Below are 15325 nucleotides of genomic sequence, written 5' to 3'. Positions count from 1 at the left end.
TGTGACTCGTTGTGACGGACACCTGGCGACTGGCGGCCACGCACATTGCCGGAGCCGCTCTGACGAGGCCGGAAGGGTTCTCGAAGCCGTCCGCGCGCAGTCCGTGTTGTCAGTGGGCGCCTATAACCTCGTATGCGTGTCGTCTCTCGCGCTGTACCGCCGCTATCGCCCGGAGTCGTTCGCCGAGGTCATCGGGCAGGAGCATGTCACCGGCCCGCTGCAGCAGGCGCTGCGGAACAACCGGGTCAATCACGCGTACCTGTTCAGCGGGCCGCGCGGCTGTGGCAAGACGACCAGTGCCCGGATCCTCGCGCGGTGTCTGAACTGCGAGCAGGGGCCCACACCGACGCCCTGCGGCGAGTGCCAGTCGTGCCGGGACCTGGCGCGGAACGGGCCGGGTTCGATCGACGTCATCGAGATCGACGCCGCGTCGCACGGTGGCGTGGACGACGCCCGTGACCTGCGAGAGAAGGCGTTCTTCGGGCCGGCCGCCAGCCGTTACAAGATCTACATCATCGACGAGGCGCACATGGTCACCTCGGCGGGGTTCAACGCCCTGCTGAAGGTGGTCGAGGAGCCGCCGGAGCACCTCAAGTTCATCTTCGCCACGACCGAGCCCGAGAAGGTCATCGGGACGATTCGGTCGAGGACGCACCACTACCCCTTCCGGCTCGTCCCGCCGGGGACCCTGCGGGACTATCTGGCCGAGGTCTGCGGGAAGGAGAACATCCCCGTCGAGGACGGAGTGATCCCGCTCGTCGTGCGCGCCGGTGCCGGATCCGTGCGTGACTCCATGTCCGTCATGGACCAGCTGCTCGCCGGTGCCGGTGAGGAGGGTGTGACGTATGCCATGGCGACGGCCCTCCTCGGGTACACCGACGGGTCCCTGCTCGACTCGGTCGTGGAAGCCTTCGCCTCCGGTGACGGCGCGGCGGCCTTCGAGATCGTGGATCGCGTCATCGAGGGGGGCAACGACCCGCGGCGGTTCGTCGCCGATCTTCTGGAGCGGCTGCGCGACCTCGTCATTCTGGCAGCGGTGCCCGATGCCGCGGAGAAGGGACTCATCGACGGCCCTGTCGACCTCGTTGAGCGCATGCAGGCGCAGGCGGGAGTCTTCGGCGGCGCCGAGCTCAGCCGTGCCGCCGACATCGTCAACGAGGGGCTCACGGAGATGCGCGGCGCGACATCGCCACGCCTTCAGCTCGAGCTGATCTGCGCGCGCGTCCTGCTGCCCGCCGCATACGACGACGAGCGTTCCGTGCTGGCCCGCCTCGACCGGCTCGAGCGCGGGGGGAACTTCGTACCGGGCGGGGCCGGGCCGGCGATGGGCTATGTTCCCGGGCCCGACGCCCACGCCCCGATGGCGCCGGCCGCCGGACCGGTTGTTCCTCCTGGCGGCGGGCCCGCGGCGGCGCGGGCGGCGGTACGCGGGGGTGCCGGCGGAGAGGGGACTCCCGCCCAGGCTTCCCCGGCGCCCGCGGGCGTGCCCGCGGCTCAGCATGATGCCGCCGCGCCCCGAGCGGACGCCCCGTCCCCGAACCTGGCGGAGGCCCCTTCCGGCACGTCCGGGTCCTCTGGGCCTTCCGGGCCTTCAGCGCCTTCCGGGCCTTCAGCGCCTTCCGGGCCCTCAGCGCCTTCTGGGCGCCCAGCATCTTCCGGGCCTTCAGCGCCTTCCGGCCCCTCAGCACCTTCAGTACCTTCTGCACCTTCTGCGCCTTCGGCACCTTCTGTGTCTTCCGGGTCCGCACCTGGGGCCTGGCCGACGGCGGCCGCAGCAGGGGCGGGCAGCGGGCGGCGTCCGGGCGGCTGGCCCACGGCGGCAGCGGCGGGTGGTGGAACCGGCCCGGCGGGGGCAGCCGCGACCAGTGGCACCTCGCCCGGCGGCTCCACGCCATCGGTGACCGCATCTGCCCAGTCGGGTCCACAGCCGTATGCGCCCTCGGCAGGGCCCGCGCAGCCGCCGCAGGCACCGCAGCCGCCGGCATCGTCCGCGCAGCAGCCCGCCTCCGGAGGCCTCGACCCGCGAGCCCTGTGGCCGAACATCCTCGAGGCCGTCAAGAACCGAAGGCGCTTCACCTGGATCCTGCTCAGCCAGAACGCCCAGGTCACAGGGTTCGACGGGACGACCCTGCAGCTCGGGTTCGTCAATGCCGGTGCCCGGGACAACTTCGCGAGCAGTGGCAGCGAGGACGTACTGCGTCAGGCGCTGGCCGAGCAGTTCAACGTGCAGTGGAAGGTCGAGGCGATCGTCGACCCGTCGGGTGGCGGTGCCGCATCGCCGCCCGCCTCCGGCGGGGGGTTCAACAGCGGTTTCGCCGCGGGTGGCGGTGGACCGGCCACGCCGCGCCCGGTCGCTCAGCAGCCACCGGCCTCGGCTCCGCGACCGGCCGCTCCCTCGGCCCAGGCCCCCGCCCATGCCCAGCCCCAGCCCCCTGCTTCGGCGGCGCCCGCGCGGCCAGGGCCGCCGCAGTCCTCGCCCTCCGAGCCGGAGCGCCGCGAGGCGGAGCGGCGCCATGTCGCCCCCGAGGACGACGTTCCCGAGGCCGACGACCCGGATCTCGACGAGTCGGCCCTGTCCGGCCATGACCTGATCGTCCGGGAGCTGGGCGCGACGGTCGTGGAGGAGTACTCCAACGAGTAGGGGGAGTACTCCAGCGAACACCGGAGTAGTCCAACGAACAGGGCGAGTTCTCCAACGTTTGAGCGCGTCGGCGGGGCGGCAGGCTGGAGGAACGCACAAACGCTCCCCACCCCCACCTTCGGAAGCCCGTACAAGCGCATACGCCGTCGGCGGTTAGGCTGGCTGCCGTGAAGGTCCTCGTCATCGGCAGCGGCGCCCGCGAACACGCCCTGTGCCGCTCTCTGTCCCTCGACCCCGACGTCTCCGCCCTGCACTGCGCTCCCGGTAACGCGGGCATCGCCGAGGTGGCCGAGCTGCACGCGGTCGACGCCCTCGACGGCGCGGCCGTCGCCGCCCTGGCCACGGAGGTGGAGGCCGACCTGGTCGTGGTCGGCCCCGAGGCGCCGCTCGTGGCCGGCGTCGCGGACGCCGTGCGCGCGGCGGGCATCCCCTGCTTCGGCCCCTCGAAGGAGGCGGCGCAGCTGGAGGGGTCCAAGGCCTTTGCCAAGGAGGTCATGGCCGCGGCCGGAGTCCCCACCGCCCGCAGCTACGTGTGCACCACGCCGGACGAGGTGGACGAGGCGCTCGACGCGTTCGGCGCCCCGTACGTCGTCAAGGACGACGGCCTCGCCGCGGGCAAGGGCGTCGTCGTCACGGGCCACATCGAGGCCGCGAGGGCCCACGCGAACGCGTGCGACCGCGTGGTCATCGAGGAGTACCTGGACGGCCCGGAGGTCTCGCTCTTCGCGATCACCGACGGTACGACCGTCGTTCCCCTGCAGCCCGCGCAGGACTTCAAGCGCGCCCTCGACAACGACGAGGGCCCGAACACCGGCGGCATGGGTGCGTACTCGCCGCTGCCGTGGGCCGACCCGAAGCTGGTCGACGAGGTCCTCCAGACCGTCCTGCAGCCGACGGTGGACGAGCTGCGGCGGCGCGGTACGCCGTTCTCCGGTCTCCTCTACGCCGGTCTGGCGATCACCGCGCGCGGCGTACGGGTCATCGAGTTCAACGCGCGCTTCGGCGACCCCGAGACCCAGGTGGTGCTGGCGCGTCTGAAGACGCCGCTCGCCGGGGTGCTCCTGGCCGCCGCAAACGGCACGCTGGCCGACCTCGAGCCGCTGCGCTGGAGCGACGACGCCGCCGTGACGGTGGTCGTCGCCTCGCACAACTACCCGGGCACGCCGCGTACCGGTGACGCCATCGAAGGCCTCGACGAGGTGGCGGCGCAGGATGCCCCCCACGCGTACGTGCTGCATGCCGGCACGAAGCAGGACGGCCCCGCCGTCGTGAGCGCGGGCGGGCGCGTCTTGTCGGTGACAGCGACCGGCGCGGACCTCACGCAGGCGCGCGAGCGCGCGTACACGGCGCTGTCCCGCATCCAGCTGGAAGGCTCCCAGCACCGCACGGACATCGCCGCGAAGGCGGCGGAGGCCGCTGGGGACTGAAGCTCCGATTCCGGGGGCCCGCATGCCTGAGCCCTGGACCCCCGGACCGGTGCATCCGGCCCCGGCCACAGCACGGGCTGCCGGCCTCCGGCTCCGGCTCGGGCTCGGGCTCGGAGATTCCTGCCCTGGCACCGTCCCGGGCCGTCGGCCTCGGACTCGGAGAGTCCGGGCTCCGGCCGACGGGCCGTCGGCCTGCACCGGAGAATCCGGCCGTGGGGCCACAGCCCCGGGCCGTCGGCCCCGGCCCCGGAGACTTCCGGCGCCCAGCCCACAGCCCCGACACCCGGATCCCCTCCGATTCAGGGCCCAAGCCTCACCCACCTGTCATCCACCTCTACCCAAAGCCCCTCCATCGAGTGAGCGCTGACCCATCCGGCTGACGCGGGCGGGAGCCCCAACTAGGGTGCGGCGCAAGCGTTCCGGCACTTGGCCCACCGGCATTGCGATGTCAGTGGTGGGTGCCACAGTGGGGGAGTGAGCAACGCCAAGGACGTCCGACGGCGGTGGCTGGCACAGCACGCGCCGGGCGGGCACTAGGGGGTGACATCCGGTCGTGTCCGGTATGGCTGTGGAGGTGGGCGCGCAGGTCGCGCGCTCCCGGGCCCTCGCCGTGCTGCGCATCCGCAGCAGGGCGCTGGCCGTTGCTCTGCTGCCCGCCGCCGTCGCCGTCGTACTGCTGGCCGGCGGCGCCACCGGGCATATGGGCGGCCGTGGCTGGGACGCCCTCCGGTGGATCGTGACGTTGCTCGCCGTCGCCGTGCTGGTCGCCGCAGCGGGCGTTGCTCTCGTCATAGCCCGCTCCAGACCGGCGGTGAGTCCCACAGTGTCGATCCCGGAGGCGTCCGCCCCCGACCTCTACCGGATGGTGAGGGACCTCGCGGACCGGCTCGACGTGCCCGCACCCTCGGCGATAGCGCTGACCCCGGACTGCGACAGCTGGCTCGAGGACCGCACCCACCCGGCGCACGGCCCGCCTGCTGCCGAAGGAAGAGACGACATACGTGGCGCGATACGCGGCGTGCAGACGGCATCGGCCCGGTCGCGCCGGGGCACGGCGGCGCCGGTCCTGGTCATCGGATCCCCGTTCCTGTGGTGGATGCGCGTCGGTGAACTGCGGGCGGTGCTCGCCCCGGTCGTCGCTGGTACGGGGCCTTCCGCGCACCCCGACATATCCGCGGCCCGACGCTTCGTACGAGGGTTGGACGCGGCGGTCGCGGTGACGTCCGTACCCAGGAGGGGGCCGCTGTCCCGGGCGGTGCTCGCGTCCGTCGGGTGGGTGGCCCGGCTCCTGCTGCGCAGCTGTCGCGGGCATGCGGCCGAGATGGAGCGGGGTGTGGCGGCAGCGGCCGCCGAGCGTGCACAGGCTGTGGACTACGGTCTGCGGATCGTCGCTCAGGAACAGGTGGGCCTGGCGTACGCCGGATGGGACCGGCTTCTGACACGGGTCGCACTGCCGGCATGGCGGATGGGGCGCTGGCCGTCCCGGCTCGACGCGGGTGTGGTGGCCGCCCTCACCGAGCTCTCGCGCCGCGACCGCCTCGCCGAGGGCTTCGCCTCCCGGCTCGGGGAGCGGCCGGCCTGTGATCTGCTGGAGGAGCCGGGCGCGGTGGACGAGGCGGCGTCCCTGCTCGCCGCCCACCTCTTCCACGGCGGGCCTGCGGAGCCGGGGCCCGACTGGGCGCCGGTGAGCTGGCAGGAATATCCGGACGAGGTGGTCGACCGCAAGTGGCGTACGGACGCGGCGCGCCTGCATCGTGTACTGGACGCCCTGTGGCCTCTGCCCCGCACGGCCGGACACGCCGCGGCGCCCCACTCGGAGGGTCCGACCCTGGCGCGAGTGATGGACCACCTCACCGTCCGCGGCACCGGCCCGTCGACAAGCTCGACACCTGCAGCACCCGCCGCAGCTCCACCACGCACCGCAGCTCCAGGCTCCCCGTCCCCGGCTGCTCCCACCGCGCCTACGTACGGCCCGACGCCCAAGCCGGCACCTGCTGCCGCATCGCCCGCGCCCCGCGCAGTCGGCGCCGATGCGGGTGCCGAGGCGGGTGCCGGTGCCGGTGCCGATGCGGGTGCCGGCGCAGACGGAGGCGCCCGCGCGGAGGCCCCCCCGAACACCGGCTCCGACGCGGCCTGCACCGATATGGCCGACTCCGACGCGGCCCGCACCGACGTGGCCGACCCCGGCATACCCCCGCATGGCGAACACGGGCGGGGCGAAGCCCTCGCGGCGTGTCTCAGCGCGGAGCTGGCCCGGGAGGAGTCCGCGTCCCCGGACGCGCGCTCTGCTGCGGCGGATCGTTCCGGTAGCACTCCTGGCGCCGGTACGGGAGGGGGCGATGGCCTGTGGGACGACGGCATGCTGCCGCTCTTCCCGTCACAGCCGCCGCGTACCGGCCGTGAGCTGCTGACCGACCATGTCACGGCGATGGTGTGCTGCGCCGCCGTGGACACCGCCGGGGCCGCTCCCGGCCTCGACTGGCTCGACGGGCCGGCGCTCCTGGTCGGCGGCGAACGCGCGGCGGACCTTACGCCGCTGGTTCTGAGACTTGTGGAAGACGGCGATCCGGAGCCGTTGCGTGGCTGGATCGCACGCCTGGGAGTCCGCCCGGAGAAGCCGGTACGGCTGGTCTGACCTGCCCGTTATGGCGTCGGACAGCCGCCGTGGGTCGACGGCCGGGCATAGCAGTACTCGTCTGGCGGCGCTCCGTCCCACGCCGGCCGACCCGGAGGCTGCCCACTCCGGATCGAGTCAATTCACAACGAACGGTGACGGAGTGAGTGCGTAATGTGATGTGCTGGGTATCGGCCGACTGATGCGCGGCCGTATGGCGTCCGATCCACAAGTTCTCCGGGATACGGCGCACGCAAGGACAAGGACTCCGGGACATGAGGGAGGGGAGCAGGCAATGGGGCCGGATCGTGGCGAGCAGGGCACAAGGCCGGAGGAGACGGAGCAGCGGCCGAAGCGGACCGAACGACCGCAGCCACCGACGCAGTCGCAGCCGTCGGCGCAGTCGCAGCCGCAGGCAGAGCCGCGGCCGGCGGCGCAAACGCAGCCGACCGAGCGGCCGCATCCGACCCCTCCCCCGAAGTCGACCGGCCCCTCGGCGGGGACGGAGCCGGGACCGACCGTGCCCCCGCAGATGTCAGAAGCCGAAGCCCACCCACTACCCCCCAAGGCACCCCAGCCCCCGGCCGCCTCACAGCAGTCCCTGGCCGCCTCACCCCAGCCCCCGGCCGCCTCACAGCAGCCCCCGGCCGCCTCACCCCAGCCCCCGGCCACCTCACAGCAGCCTCCGGCCGCCTCACAGCAGTCCCTGGCCGCCTCACCCCAGCCAGCACCGGCGTCAGCCGAGCCAGCACCGGCGTCAGCCGAGCCCCGACCGGCCTCACCCGAGCCCCCACCGGCCTCACCCCAGCCCCCACCGACCTCACCCCAGCCACCACCGACCCCAGCTCAGCCCCCGATGAGCTCCTCCCAGCCCGTGATCCGCCGCTGGGAATCCGGTGCCCTCGCGCACGCCGTGACCGACCCCTTCGGCCAGGGCCCCCTGCCCTGGCTCCGCGGCAGCGAGCACTACTTCGACGACACCGGCCAGGTGGTCCCGTGGTACGTCGACCACGCACCGGCCCCCGGCGCCGCACGGATCCCGGCCCCCCGTACGGGCGGCCCCCGAACCGCCGACGACGTGCACCGCCAGATCAAGGGGTTCACGTCCACCGGCGCGGCCGCCCCCGGCGAGGCGATCGACTTCCACGTGACCGTCGACCCGCCGCAGCAGTTCAGCGTCGACATCTACCGGATCGGGCACTACGAAGGCGACGGCGCCGCGAAGATCACCACGAGCCCCCGCCTCTCCGGCATCGTCCAGCCACCCCCGCTCACCGCCGACCGCACGGTCTCCTGTCATCACTGGTGGCTGTCCTGGCGCCTGCAGATCCCGTCGTACTGGAACATCGGGGCATACGTCGCCGTCCTGACCACCGCAGACGGCTACCGCTCCCACGTCCCCTTCACCGTCCGCGACCACAAGCCCGCCGATCTGCTCCTCCTCCTGCCCGACATCACCTGGCAGGCGTACAACCTCTACCCGGAGGACGGCCACAGCGGCGCCAGCCTCTACCACGCGTGGGACGAGAACGGCCGGCTGCTCGGCGAGAGCGAGGCCGCCGTGACGGTCTCCTTCGACCGCCCGTACGCGGGTGCGGGGCTGCCTCTCCACGTCGGTCACGCGTACGACTTCATCCGCTGGGCCGAGCGGTACGGATACGACCTCGCGTACGCCGACACCCGCGATCTGCACGCGGGCCGTGTCGACCCCACCCGCTACCGCGGCCTGGTCTTCCCGGGACACGACGAGTACTGGTCGGTCCCGATGCGCCGCGTGACCGAGCTCGCCCGTGAGCACGGCACCTCGCTCGTCTTCCTGTCCGCCAACACCATGTACTGGCAGGTCGAGCTCGGCCCGTCCCCCTCCGGCGCACCGGACCGCCTCCTGACCTGCCGCAAGCGCAGAGGCCCGGGAAAGCCTGCGCTCTGGCGCGAGGTCGACCGGCCCGAGCAGCAGCTGATGGGCATCCAGTACGCGGGCCGCGTGCCGGAGCCGCACCCCCTCGTCGTCCGCAACGCCGATCACTGGCTGTGGGAGTCGACCGGCGCGCACGAAGGCGACGAGATCGACGGCCTGGTCGCGGGCGAGGCCGACCGCTACTTCCCGCGGACCGTGCTCCCCGAGCACCGGCGGCGCATCCTGCTGGCCCACTCCCCGTACCAGGACGGCGAGGGCGTGCAGCGCCACCAGGAGACGTCCCTGTACCGCGCCCCGTCCGGCGCACTCGTCTTCGCGTCCGGCACCTTCGCATGGTCCCCGGCGCTGGACCGCCCGGGCCACGTCGACGAACGCATCCAGCGAGCCACGGCCAACCTCCTGGACCGCATCTGCAAACGCGCCTGACGCGATCCCCACCGCCCCGCGCGTCCATTCCCCCCTCGGCCATCCTCCCCACACGCCTGACCGGGCCACCGCAGGCGTGCCGCAGTCGACCCCTGGCAAGGGCCACCGCACGCATACGGGAGAATCGAGGCAGCACATCAGACAGAACCACGGGGAGGAACCGTGTCCGGATTCGTTGAGAAGCCCGAACCGATCGAGGTTCCGGGCCTGGTGCATCTGCACACCGGCAAGGTGCGCGATCTGTACCAGAACGAGGCCGGCGACCTCGTCATGGTCGCCAGCGACCGCCTCTCCGCGTACGACTGGGTGCTCCCCACGGAGATCCCCGAGAAGGGCCGCATCCTCACCCAGCTGTCGCTGTGGTGGTTCGACCAGCTCGCCGACCTGGCCCCGAACCATGTGCTGAGCACAGAGCTGCCGCCGGGCGCGCCGGCCGACTGGGAGGGCCGCACGCTGATCTGCAAGTCGCTGCGGATGGTCCCGGTCGAGTGCGTGGCGCGCGGCTATCTGACGGGTTCGGGCCTCGTCGAGTACGAGCAGTCGCGCACGGTGTGCGGCCTGGCCCTCCCCGAGGGACTCGTCGACGGCTCGGAGCTGCCCGCCCCGATCTTCACGCCCGCGACCAAGGCAGCGGTCGGCGAACACGACGAGAACGTGTCGTATGAGGAGGTCGCGCGCCAGGTGGGCGCGGACACCGCCGCCCAACTGCGCCAGGTGACCCTCGCCGTCTACGCCCGTGCCCGTGACATCGCCCGGGAGCGCGGGATCATCCTGGCCGACACGAAGTTCGAGTTCGGCTTCGACGGCGAGGCGCTCGTGCTCGCCGACGAGGTGCTGACGCCCGACTCCTCCCGCTTCTGGCCCGCCGACGCCTGGCAGCCGGGGCAGGCCCAGCCGTCCTACGACAAGCAGTTCGTACGGGACTGGCTGACGTCGGCCGAGTCCGGCTGGGACCGCAAGAGCGAGCAGCCGCCGCCGGCGCTCCCGGAACACATCGTGGAGGCGACGCGGGCGAAGTACGCGGAGGCGTACGAGCTGCTGACCGGGAGCACCTGGTCGTAGCCCGACAAGCGCGCGGAAACGACGAAGCCCCCGGCGGTCTGACCGCCGGGGGCTTCGTTCTGGAGCGGACGACGAGGCTCGAACTCGCGACCTCAACCTTGGCAAGGTTGCGCTCTACCAACTGAGCTACGTCCGCATTGCGCTGTTGCGCGAGAGCTACTATACCCAACCTCGCTCGCGAGCGAGACGCACAGCCGCATGACGGTTCTCCACCCCGAGCTTGGACACGGCCGACGCCAGATAGTTCCGACCCCGGCCGCCGTCAGCACACCCTGTGCACCCGTGAGTTCGAACCCGAGGTCGGCCTCCCGATATCCCGTACGACATCCGGCACCTCGCGTTGCGACTCCTGTGCGTACAGCCCGCCCACATCCGCGCGGTCTCCGCGACGGTCAGCTCCGACGGGAAAGCCGCCCTCCGCCGTTGGTGCCCAGCAGCGCGAAGATCTCCCCGCGGCCCACACGGAACGTGATTCCGCGCACAGCCTCGAATCCGCCCCCGTACACACGCCTCAGGTCGGTGATCTCGATCACGTGCTCGTGTTCGTTCGTGTCCATGACCAACAGCGTCCCAGTGATCAAGTGCCGGCAGCAGTGCGCGCTGTCATCACTCCGCATGACAAATGTCAGAGAAATCGCCGGATGGGCAGCCGGACGAGGACAGCTGGATGAAGACAAAAGGAGAGGTCCCGGTCGATGACCGGGACCTCTCCTGCTGGAGCGGACGACGAGGCTCGAACTCGCGACCTCAACCTTGGCAAGGTTGCGCTCTACCAACTGAGCTACGTCCGCACTGCCCCCGATCAGCTTTCACTGACCGGTGCGAGCACCAGCCTACCTGATCCACAACCGTGCTCGGTAAACCGGGTCGGAAACCGTGGTCGGTAAGCGATGCAGAGCGGGTGACAGGAATCGCACACTGCGCCTCCCCCTTGGAAAGGGGGTGTTCTGCTACTGAACTACACCCGCAAGACCCCGTGAGGTGCGGCTTTTCGGCCTTGCCCCTCGGCGTGATCCAGACTCTAACTGATCAGCGGGGGTGCCGCGCAAGTCGGTTGGAGGGAGGGCGGGACGGGGCCCGGGTCACTCTGACCGCCACCCTCCGGTACTGGCGGCGCCCCGCCCGCCGGCGCTGAGTGGGTGCGGCGATCCGCCCACCGGCACCGATGGCGCCACCGAGGGCGACGCCACCTTCGCCCGCGTCCCTCAGTTCGCCGCGTCGAACGCCTCGTAGACCTTCTTCGGGATCCGGCCGCGCGGCGGTACGTGCATCTTGTTCGAGCGGGCCCAGGCGCGGACCGCCGCGGGGGACGCGGCGACGGCGGTGTGCGTGTAGTCGGCGGCCGTCTTGCCCGCGCTCCCGCCGGTGGACTTCCCGGCGGCCGTCCGCTTGCGGCCGGCCTGCATGTACGGAGCCAGCGCCTTACGCAGTTTCCTGGCATTGGCGGGATTGAGGTCGATCTCGTACGACCTGCCGTCCAGCCCGAAGGCGATCGTTTCCGCCGCTTCTCCGCCGTCGATGTCGTCATAGAGGGTGACCACGACACGTTGCGCCACGAATATCGGTCCCTTCAAGCGACATCACTGCGTTGACGTGCGGTGATGGCGACTGATCAGCAGTTTTGAGCAAAGTACGGGGCAAGTATCGGCTATTGCCAATTCCTTTGTACAGGGCTTGGCATTGCATTGTGAAGCCCGACTGAATACGTCCGCGTGTCCGGTATCGGAGTGAGGGTGGCGGTAGGGGAGCGTAGGCGCAATGCGACCCCGCGGTTTTTTCCCTGAATTTTCCGTGAAGACGCCCGGGCCGATACCGGATCGTGATCGCGGTCACGTGGGTTGCTCCATGTCTACGCGAGTAGAAATCGGGGCCGGGTAGTCTGAAGACACTTGCTCACGCACCACACACCGGGAGTGCCAGTGGCACGCGTCGTAGTCGACGTCATGCTCAAGCCGGAGATCCTCGACCCCCAGGGACAGGCGGTGCAGCGTGCACTGCCGCGCCTCGGCTTCGAGGGCATCTCCGACGTTCGTCAGGGAAAGCGCTTCGAACTCGAGGTGGACGGGCCGCTCGACGAAGCCGCCCTCGCCCGTATTCACGAGATGGCGGAGACCTTCCTCGCCAACACCGTGATCGAAGACTTCGTCGTAAAGGTCGAAGAGGCCGAAGCTGTAAAGGTGGAGTCGTGACCGCTCGTATTGGAGTCGTCACTTTCCCGGGCACGCTCGACGACCGTGACACCCAGCGCGCGGTCCGGCTTGCCGGTGCTGAGGCGGTGCCGCTGTGGCACCGCGACAAGGACCTGAAGCAGGTCGACGCGGTGGTTCTGCCGGGCGGATTCTCGTACGGCGACTATCTGCGCGCCGGAGCCATCTCGCGCTTCTCGCCGCTGATGGAGACGGTCATCGACCAGGCGAAGGCCGGATTGCCGGTTCTGGGCATTTGCAACGGCTTCCAGGTGCTCACCGAAAGCCACCTCCTTCCCGGTGCGATGCTGCGGAACAACCATCTGCACTTCATCTGCCGCGATCAGAAGCTGCGCGTGGAGAGCGACCGCACCGCCTGGACCGCCGACTACACCGCCGGCCAGGAGATCTCCATTCCGCTCAAGAACATCGACGGCCGGTACGTGGCCGACGAGCGGACGCTGGACATGCTGGAGGCCGAGGGCCGGGTCGCTTTCCGCTACTTGGCCCGCGGCGAAGCCGCTGATGGATACGGAAATCCGAACGGGTCGCTGCGCGACATCGCCGGCATCACCAACGAGGCGGGCAACGTCGTCGGCCTCATGCCGCACCCCGAGCACGCCGTGGAGCCGGGGATCGGGACCGGCCGCACCGACGGCCTCGGATTCTTCACCTCGATCCTGAAGAAGCTGGTCAACGTCTGATGCTGCATTCATCCGGGGAGCGACCCCCGTACCCCCGCAATCTCGACACCGTCAAGCACGCCACCGAAACGCCCGACGTCGAGCAGCCCTGGTCCGAACTGGGCCTGAAGCAGGACGAGTACGAGCGCATCCGCGAGATCCTCGGCCGCCGTCCGACCGGCGCCGAGCTCGCCATGTACTCCGTCATGTGGTCCGAGCACTGCTCGTACAAGAGCAGCAAGGTCCATCTGAAGCAGTTCGGCGAGAAGGCCCCCGAGAACGACGCCATGCTCGTCGGCATCGGCGAGAACGCCGGCGTCGTCGACGTCGGCCAGGGCTACGCGGTCACCTTCAAGGTGGAGTCGCACAACCACCCCAGCTACATCGAGCCGTACCAGGGCGCGGCCACCGGCGTCGGCGGCATCGTCCGCGACATCCTCGCCATGGGCGCCCGCCCGGTCGCCGTCATGGACCCGCTGCGGTTCGGCGCGGCCGACCACCCCGACACCAAGCGCGTCCTGCCGGGCGTCGTTGCGGGCATCGGCGGCTACGGCAACTGCCTGGGCCTGCCCAACATCGGCGGCGAGGTCGTCTTCGACGACTGCTACCAGGGAAACCCGCTGGTCAACGCCCTGTGCGTGGGCGTCATGAAGCACGAGGACATCCACCTCGCGAAGGCGTCCGGTACGGGCAACAAGGTCATCCTGTACGGGGCCCGGACCGGTGGCGACGGCATCGGCGGTGTGTCCGTCCTGGCTTCTGAGACCTTCGAGTCGACCGGCCCGGCCAAGCGCCCGGCCGTCCAGGTTGGCGACCCCTTCCAGGAGAAGCTCCTCATCGAGTGCACGCTCGAGATCTTCAAGGAGAACCTGGTCGCGGGCATCCAGGACCTCGGCGGTGCGGGCCTTTCCTGCGCCACCTCCGAGCTGGCGAGCGCCGGCTCCGGCGGTATGCGCGTCGAGCTGGACACCGTGCCGCTGCGTGACGCGACGCTCTCGCCCGAGGAGATCCTCATGAGCGAGTCGCAGGAGCGCATGTGCGCGATCGTCGAGCCCGACAAGGTCGACCGCTTCCTGGAGATCTGCGAGAAGTGGGACGTCATCGCCACCGTCATCGGTGAGGTCACCGAGGGCGACCGGCTGGAGATCTTCTGGCACGGCGAGCAGATCGTCGACGTACCGCCGCGGTCCGTCGCCCACGAGGGCCCGACGTACCACCGGCCGTACGAGCGGCCGTCCTGGCAGGACGCGCTGCAGGCCGACGACGCGAACAAGCTGCCGCGGCCCGCCTCCGGCGCCGAGCTCAAGGAGCAGGTCCTCAAGCTCGTCGCGTCCCCGAACCAGGCGTCGAAGTCCTGGATCACCGACCAGTACGACCGCTTCGTGCAGGGCAACACCGTGCTCGCCCAGCCCGAGGACTCCGGCATGATCCGTATCGACGCGGACACCAACCTGGGTGTCGCCGTCGCGACGGACGGCAACGGCCGGTACGCGAAGCTCGACCCGTACGCGGGCGCGCAGCTCGCGCTCGCCGAGGCCTACCGGAACGTGGCGACGACCGGCGCCAAGCCGCTCGCCGTCTCCGACTGCCTCAACTTCGGCTCGCCCGAGGACCCCGCGGTCATGTGGCAGTTCGCCGAGGCCACGCGTGGTCTCGCGGATGCCTGCCAGACGCTCGGCACCCCGGTGACCGGCGGCAACGTCTCGCTCTACAACCAGACCGGCGAGACGGCGATCCACCCGACCCCGGTCGTGGCGGTCCTCGGCGTCATCGACGACGTGACCCGCCGTACGCCGGTCGCCTTCAAGGAAGAGGGCCAGCTCCTCTACCTGCTGGGCGACACCAAGGAGGAGTTCGGCGGTTCGGCCTGGTCGCAGGTGATCCACGGCCACCTCGGCGGTCTGCCGCCGGCCGTGGACCTGGAGCGGGAGCGGCTGCTCGCCGAGATCCTGATCTCGGCCTCCCGCGATGGCATGATCGACGCCGCGCACGACCTGTCGGACGGCGGTCTGATCCAGGCCGTGGTGGAGTCCTGCCTGCGCGGCGGCACGGGCGCACGCCTGGTCGTCCCGGACGGCCTGGACGCCTTCACGTTCCTCTTCTCCGAGTCGGCGGGCCGCGCCGTGGTGGCCGTGCCGCGTTCCGAGGAGCTCCGCTTCACCGACATGTGCGGGGCGCGCGGGCTGCCCGTGACCCGTATCGGTGTCGTCGACGGCGCTGAGTCTGATTCCAATGCAGTGGTCGACGTCCAGGGCGAGTTCGTTCTGTCGCTGGCCGAGCTGCGCACGGCGCACGAGGAGACGATCCCGGCGCTGCTGGTCTGACCCACGCGCAGGACATGCGTCGGCCCATGCGCTGAACAGCCCCC

The 15325-nt window shown here is 70.9% G+C and carries 9 protein-coding genes, 3 tRNA genes and 2 pseudogenes; 8 read left to right on the top strand and 6 right to left on the bottom strand.

All coding sequences use genetic code 11. The features are described from left to right. Positions 1–136 precede the first annotated feature (136 nt). The 5 genes from H1D24_RS30775 to H1D24_RS30755 all read left to right on the top strand — a co-directional run bounded on the left by H1D24_RS30775 (position 137) and on the right by H1D24_RS30755 (position 10088). Positions 137–2641 carry a DNA polymerase III subunit gamma and tau gene (locus H1D24_RS30775; RefSeq protein ID WP_181661000.1) on the top strand — a complete coding sequence of 835 codons (2505 nt, stop codon included), beginning with the start codon at positions 137–139 and terminating at the stop codon, positions 2639–2641. A 167-nt stretch (positions 2642–2808) separates the two neighbouring features. Continuing rightward, a complete protein-coding gene (gene purD, locus H1D24_RS30770; RefSeq protein ID WP_181660999.1) occupies positions 2809–4068 on the top strand; it encodes a phosphoribosylamine--glycine ligase in 1260 nt (419 codons plus the stop codon). 553 nt (positions 4069–4621) lie between these two features. Continuing rightward, a complete protein-coding gene (locus H1D24_RS30765; RefSeq protein WP_181660998.1) occupies positions 4622–6703 on the top strand; it encodes a hypothetical protein in 2082 nt (693 codons plus the stop codon). An 835-nt stretch (positions 6704–7538) separates the two neighbouring features. Then, positions 7539–9026 carry a N,N-dimethylformamidase beta subunit family domain-containing protein gene (locus H1D24_RS30760; protein ID WP_181660997.1) on the top strand — a complete coding sequence of 496 codons (1488 nt, stop codon included), beginning with the start codon at positions 7539–7541 and terminating at the stop codon, positions 9024–9026. A gap of 162 nt (positions 9027–9188) precedes the next feature. Then, positions 9189–10088 carry a phosphoribosylaminoimidazolesuccinocarboxamide synthase gene (locus tag H1D24_RS30755; RefSeq protein ID WP_181660996.1) on the top strand — a complete coding sequence of 300 codons (900 nt, stop codon included), beginning with the start codon at positions 9189–9191 and terminating at the stop codon, positions 10086–10088. Between the two features lie 60 nt (positions 10089–10148). Here the strand turns inward: H1D24_RS30755 and H1D24_RS30750 are convergent. The 6 genes and pseudogenes from H1D24_RS30750 to H1D24_RS30725 form a co-directional block, all read right to left on the bottom strand. Then, a tRNA-Gly gene (locus H1D24_RS30750) sits at positions 10149–10224 on the bottom strand. 23 nt (positions 10225–10247) lie between these two features. Further along, a pseudogene (locus tag H1D24_RS30745) lies at positions 10248–10346 on the bottom strand (DNA-binding response regulator); the annotation flags it as partial. 84 nt (positions 10347–10430) lie between these two features. After that, positions 10431–10645 (bottom strand): annotated as a pseudogene (locus tag H1D24_RS30740) (ABC transporter ATP-binding protein); the annotation flags it as partial. Positions 10646–10803: 158 nt separating this feature from the next. Then, a tRNA-Gly gene (locus H1D24_RS30735) sits at positions 10804–10879 on the bottom strand. A 105-nt stretch (positions 10880–10984) separates the two neighbouring features. Beyond that, positions 10985–11056, bottom strand: a tRNA-Gly gene (locus H1D24_RS30730). Between the two features lie 237 nt (positions 11057–11293). Then, a complete protein-coding gene (locus H1D24_RS30725; protein ID WP_181660995.1) occupies positions 11294–11644 on the bottom strand; it encodes a histone-like nucleoid-structuring protein Lsr2 in 351 nt (116 codons plus the stop codon). A 363-nt stretch (positions 11645–12007) separates the two neighbouring features. Here H1D24_RS30725 and purS point away from each other — a divergent pair, with 363 nt between their 5' ends. Genes purS through purL form a run of 3 tightly spaced genes read left to right on the top strand, consistent with a single transcriptional unit; the run spans position 12008 to position 15281 of the window. Further along, positions 12008–12277, top strand: coding sequence for a phosphoribosylformylglycinamidine synthase subunit PurS (purS, locus tag H1D24_RS30720; protein WP_067273899.1), 270 nt, complete (start codon positions 12008–12010; stop codon positions 12275–12277). Continuing rightward, positions 12274–12978, top strand: a complete 705-nt coding sequence (gene purQ, locus H1D24_RS30715) for a phosphoribosylformylglycinamidine synthase subunit PurQ (RefSeq protein ID WP_181660994.1) — start codon at positions 12274–12276, stop codon at positions 12976–12978. The genes purS and purQ overlap by 4 nt, the downstream gene beginning before the upstream one ends. Continuing rightward, positions 12978–15281 (top strand): phosphoribosylformylglycinamidine synthase subunit PurL, encoded by a 2304-nt coding sequence (gene purL, locus H1D24_RS30710; protein WP_181660993.1) that lies wholly within the window; start codon positions 12978–12980, stop codon positions 15279–15281. The genes purQ and purL overlap by 1 nt, the downstream gene beginning before the upstream one ends. Positions 15282–15325 lie beyond the last annotated feature (44 nt).

The organism is Streptomyces himalayensis subsp. himalayensis, assembly GCF_013778455.1.
Taxonomy (GTDB): domain Bacteria; phylum Actinomycetota; class Actinomycetes; order Streptomycetales; family Streptomycetaceae; genus Streptomyces; species Streptomyces himalayensis.
The sequence above is the reverse complement of the archived record's forward strand: the minus strand, read 5'-3'. Positions and strand labels throughout refer to the sequence as shown.

Bases quoted from the DNA above. Each gene is read 5' to 3' on its own strand.
- H1D24_RS30760 (WP_181660997.1), top strand. From the start codon at position 7,539: ATGAGCTCCTCCCAGCCCGTGATCCGCCGCTGGGAATCCGGTGCCCTC.
- purL (WP_181660993.1), top strand. From the start codon at position 12,978: ATGCTGCATTCATCCGGGGAGCGACCCCCGTACCCCCGCAATCTCGAC.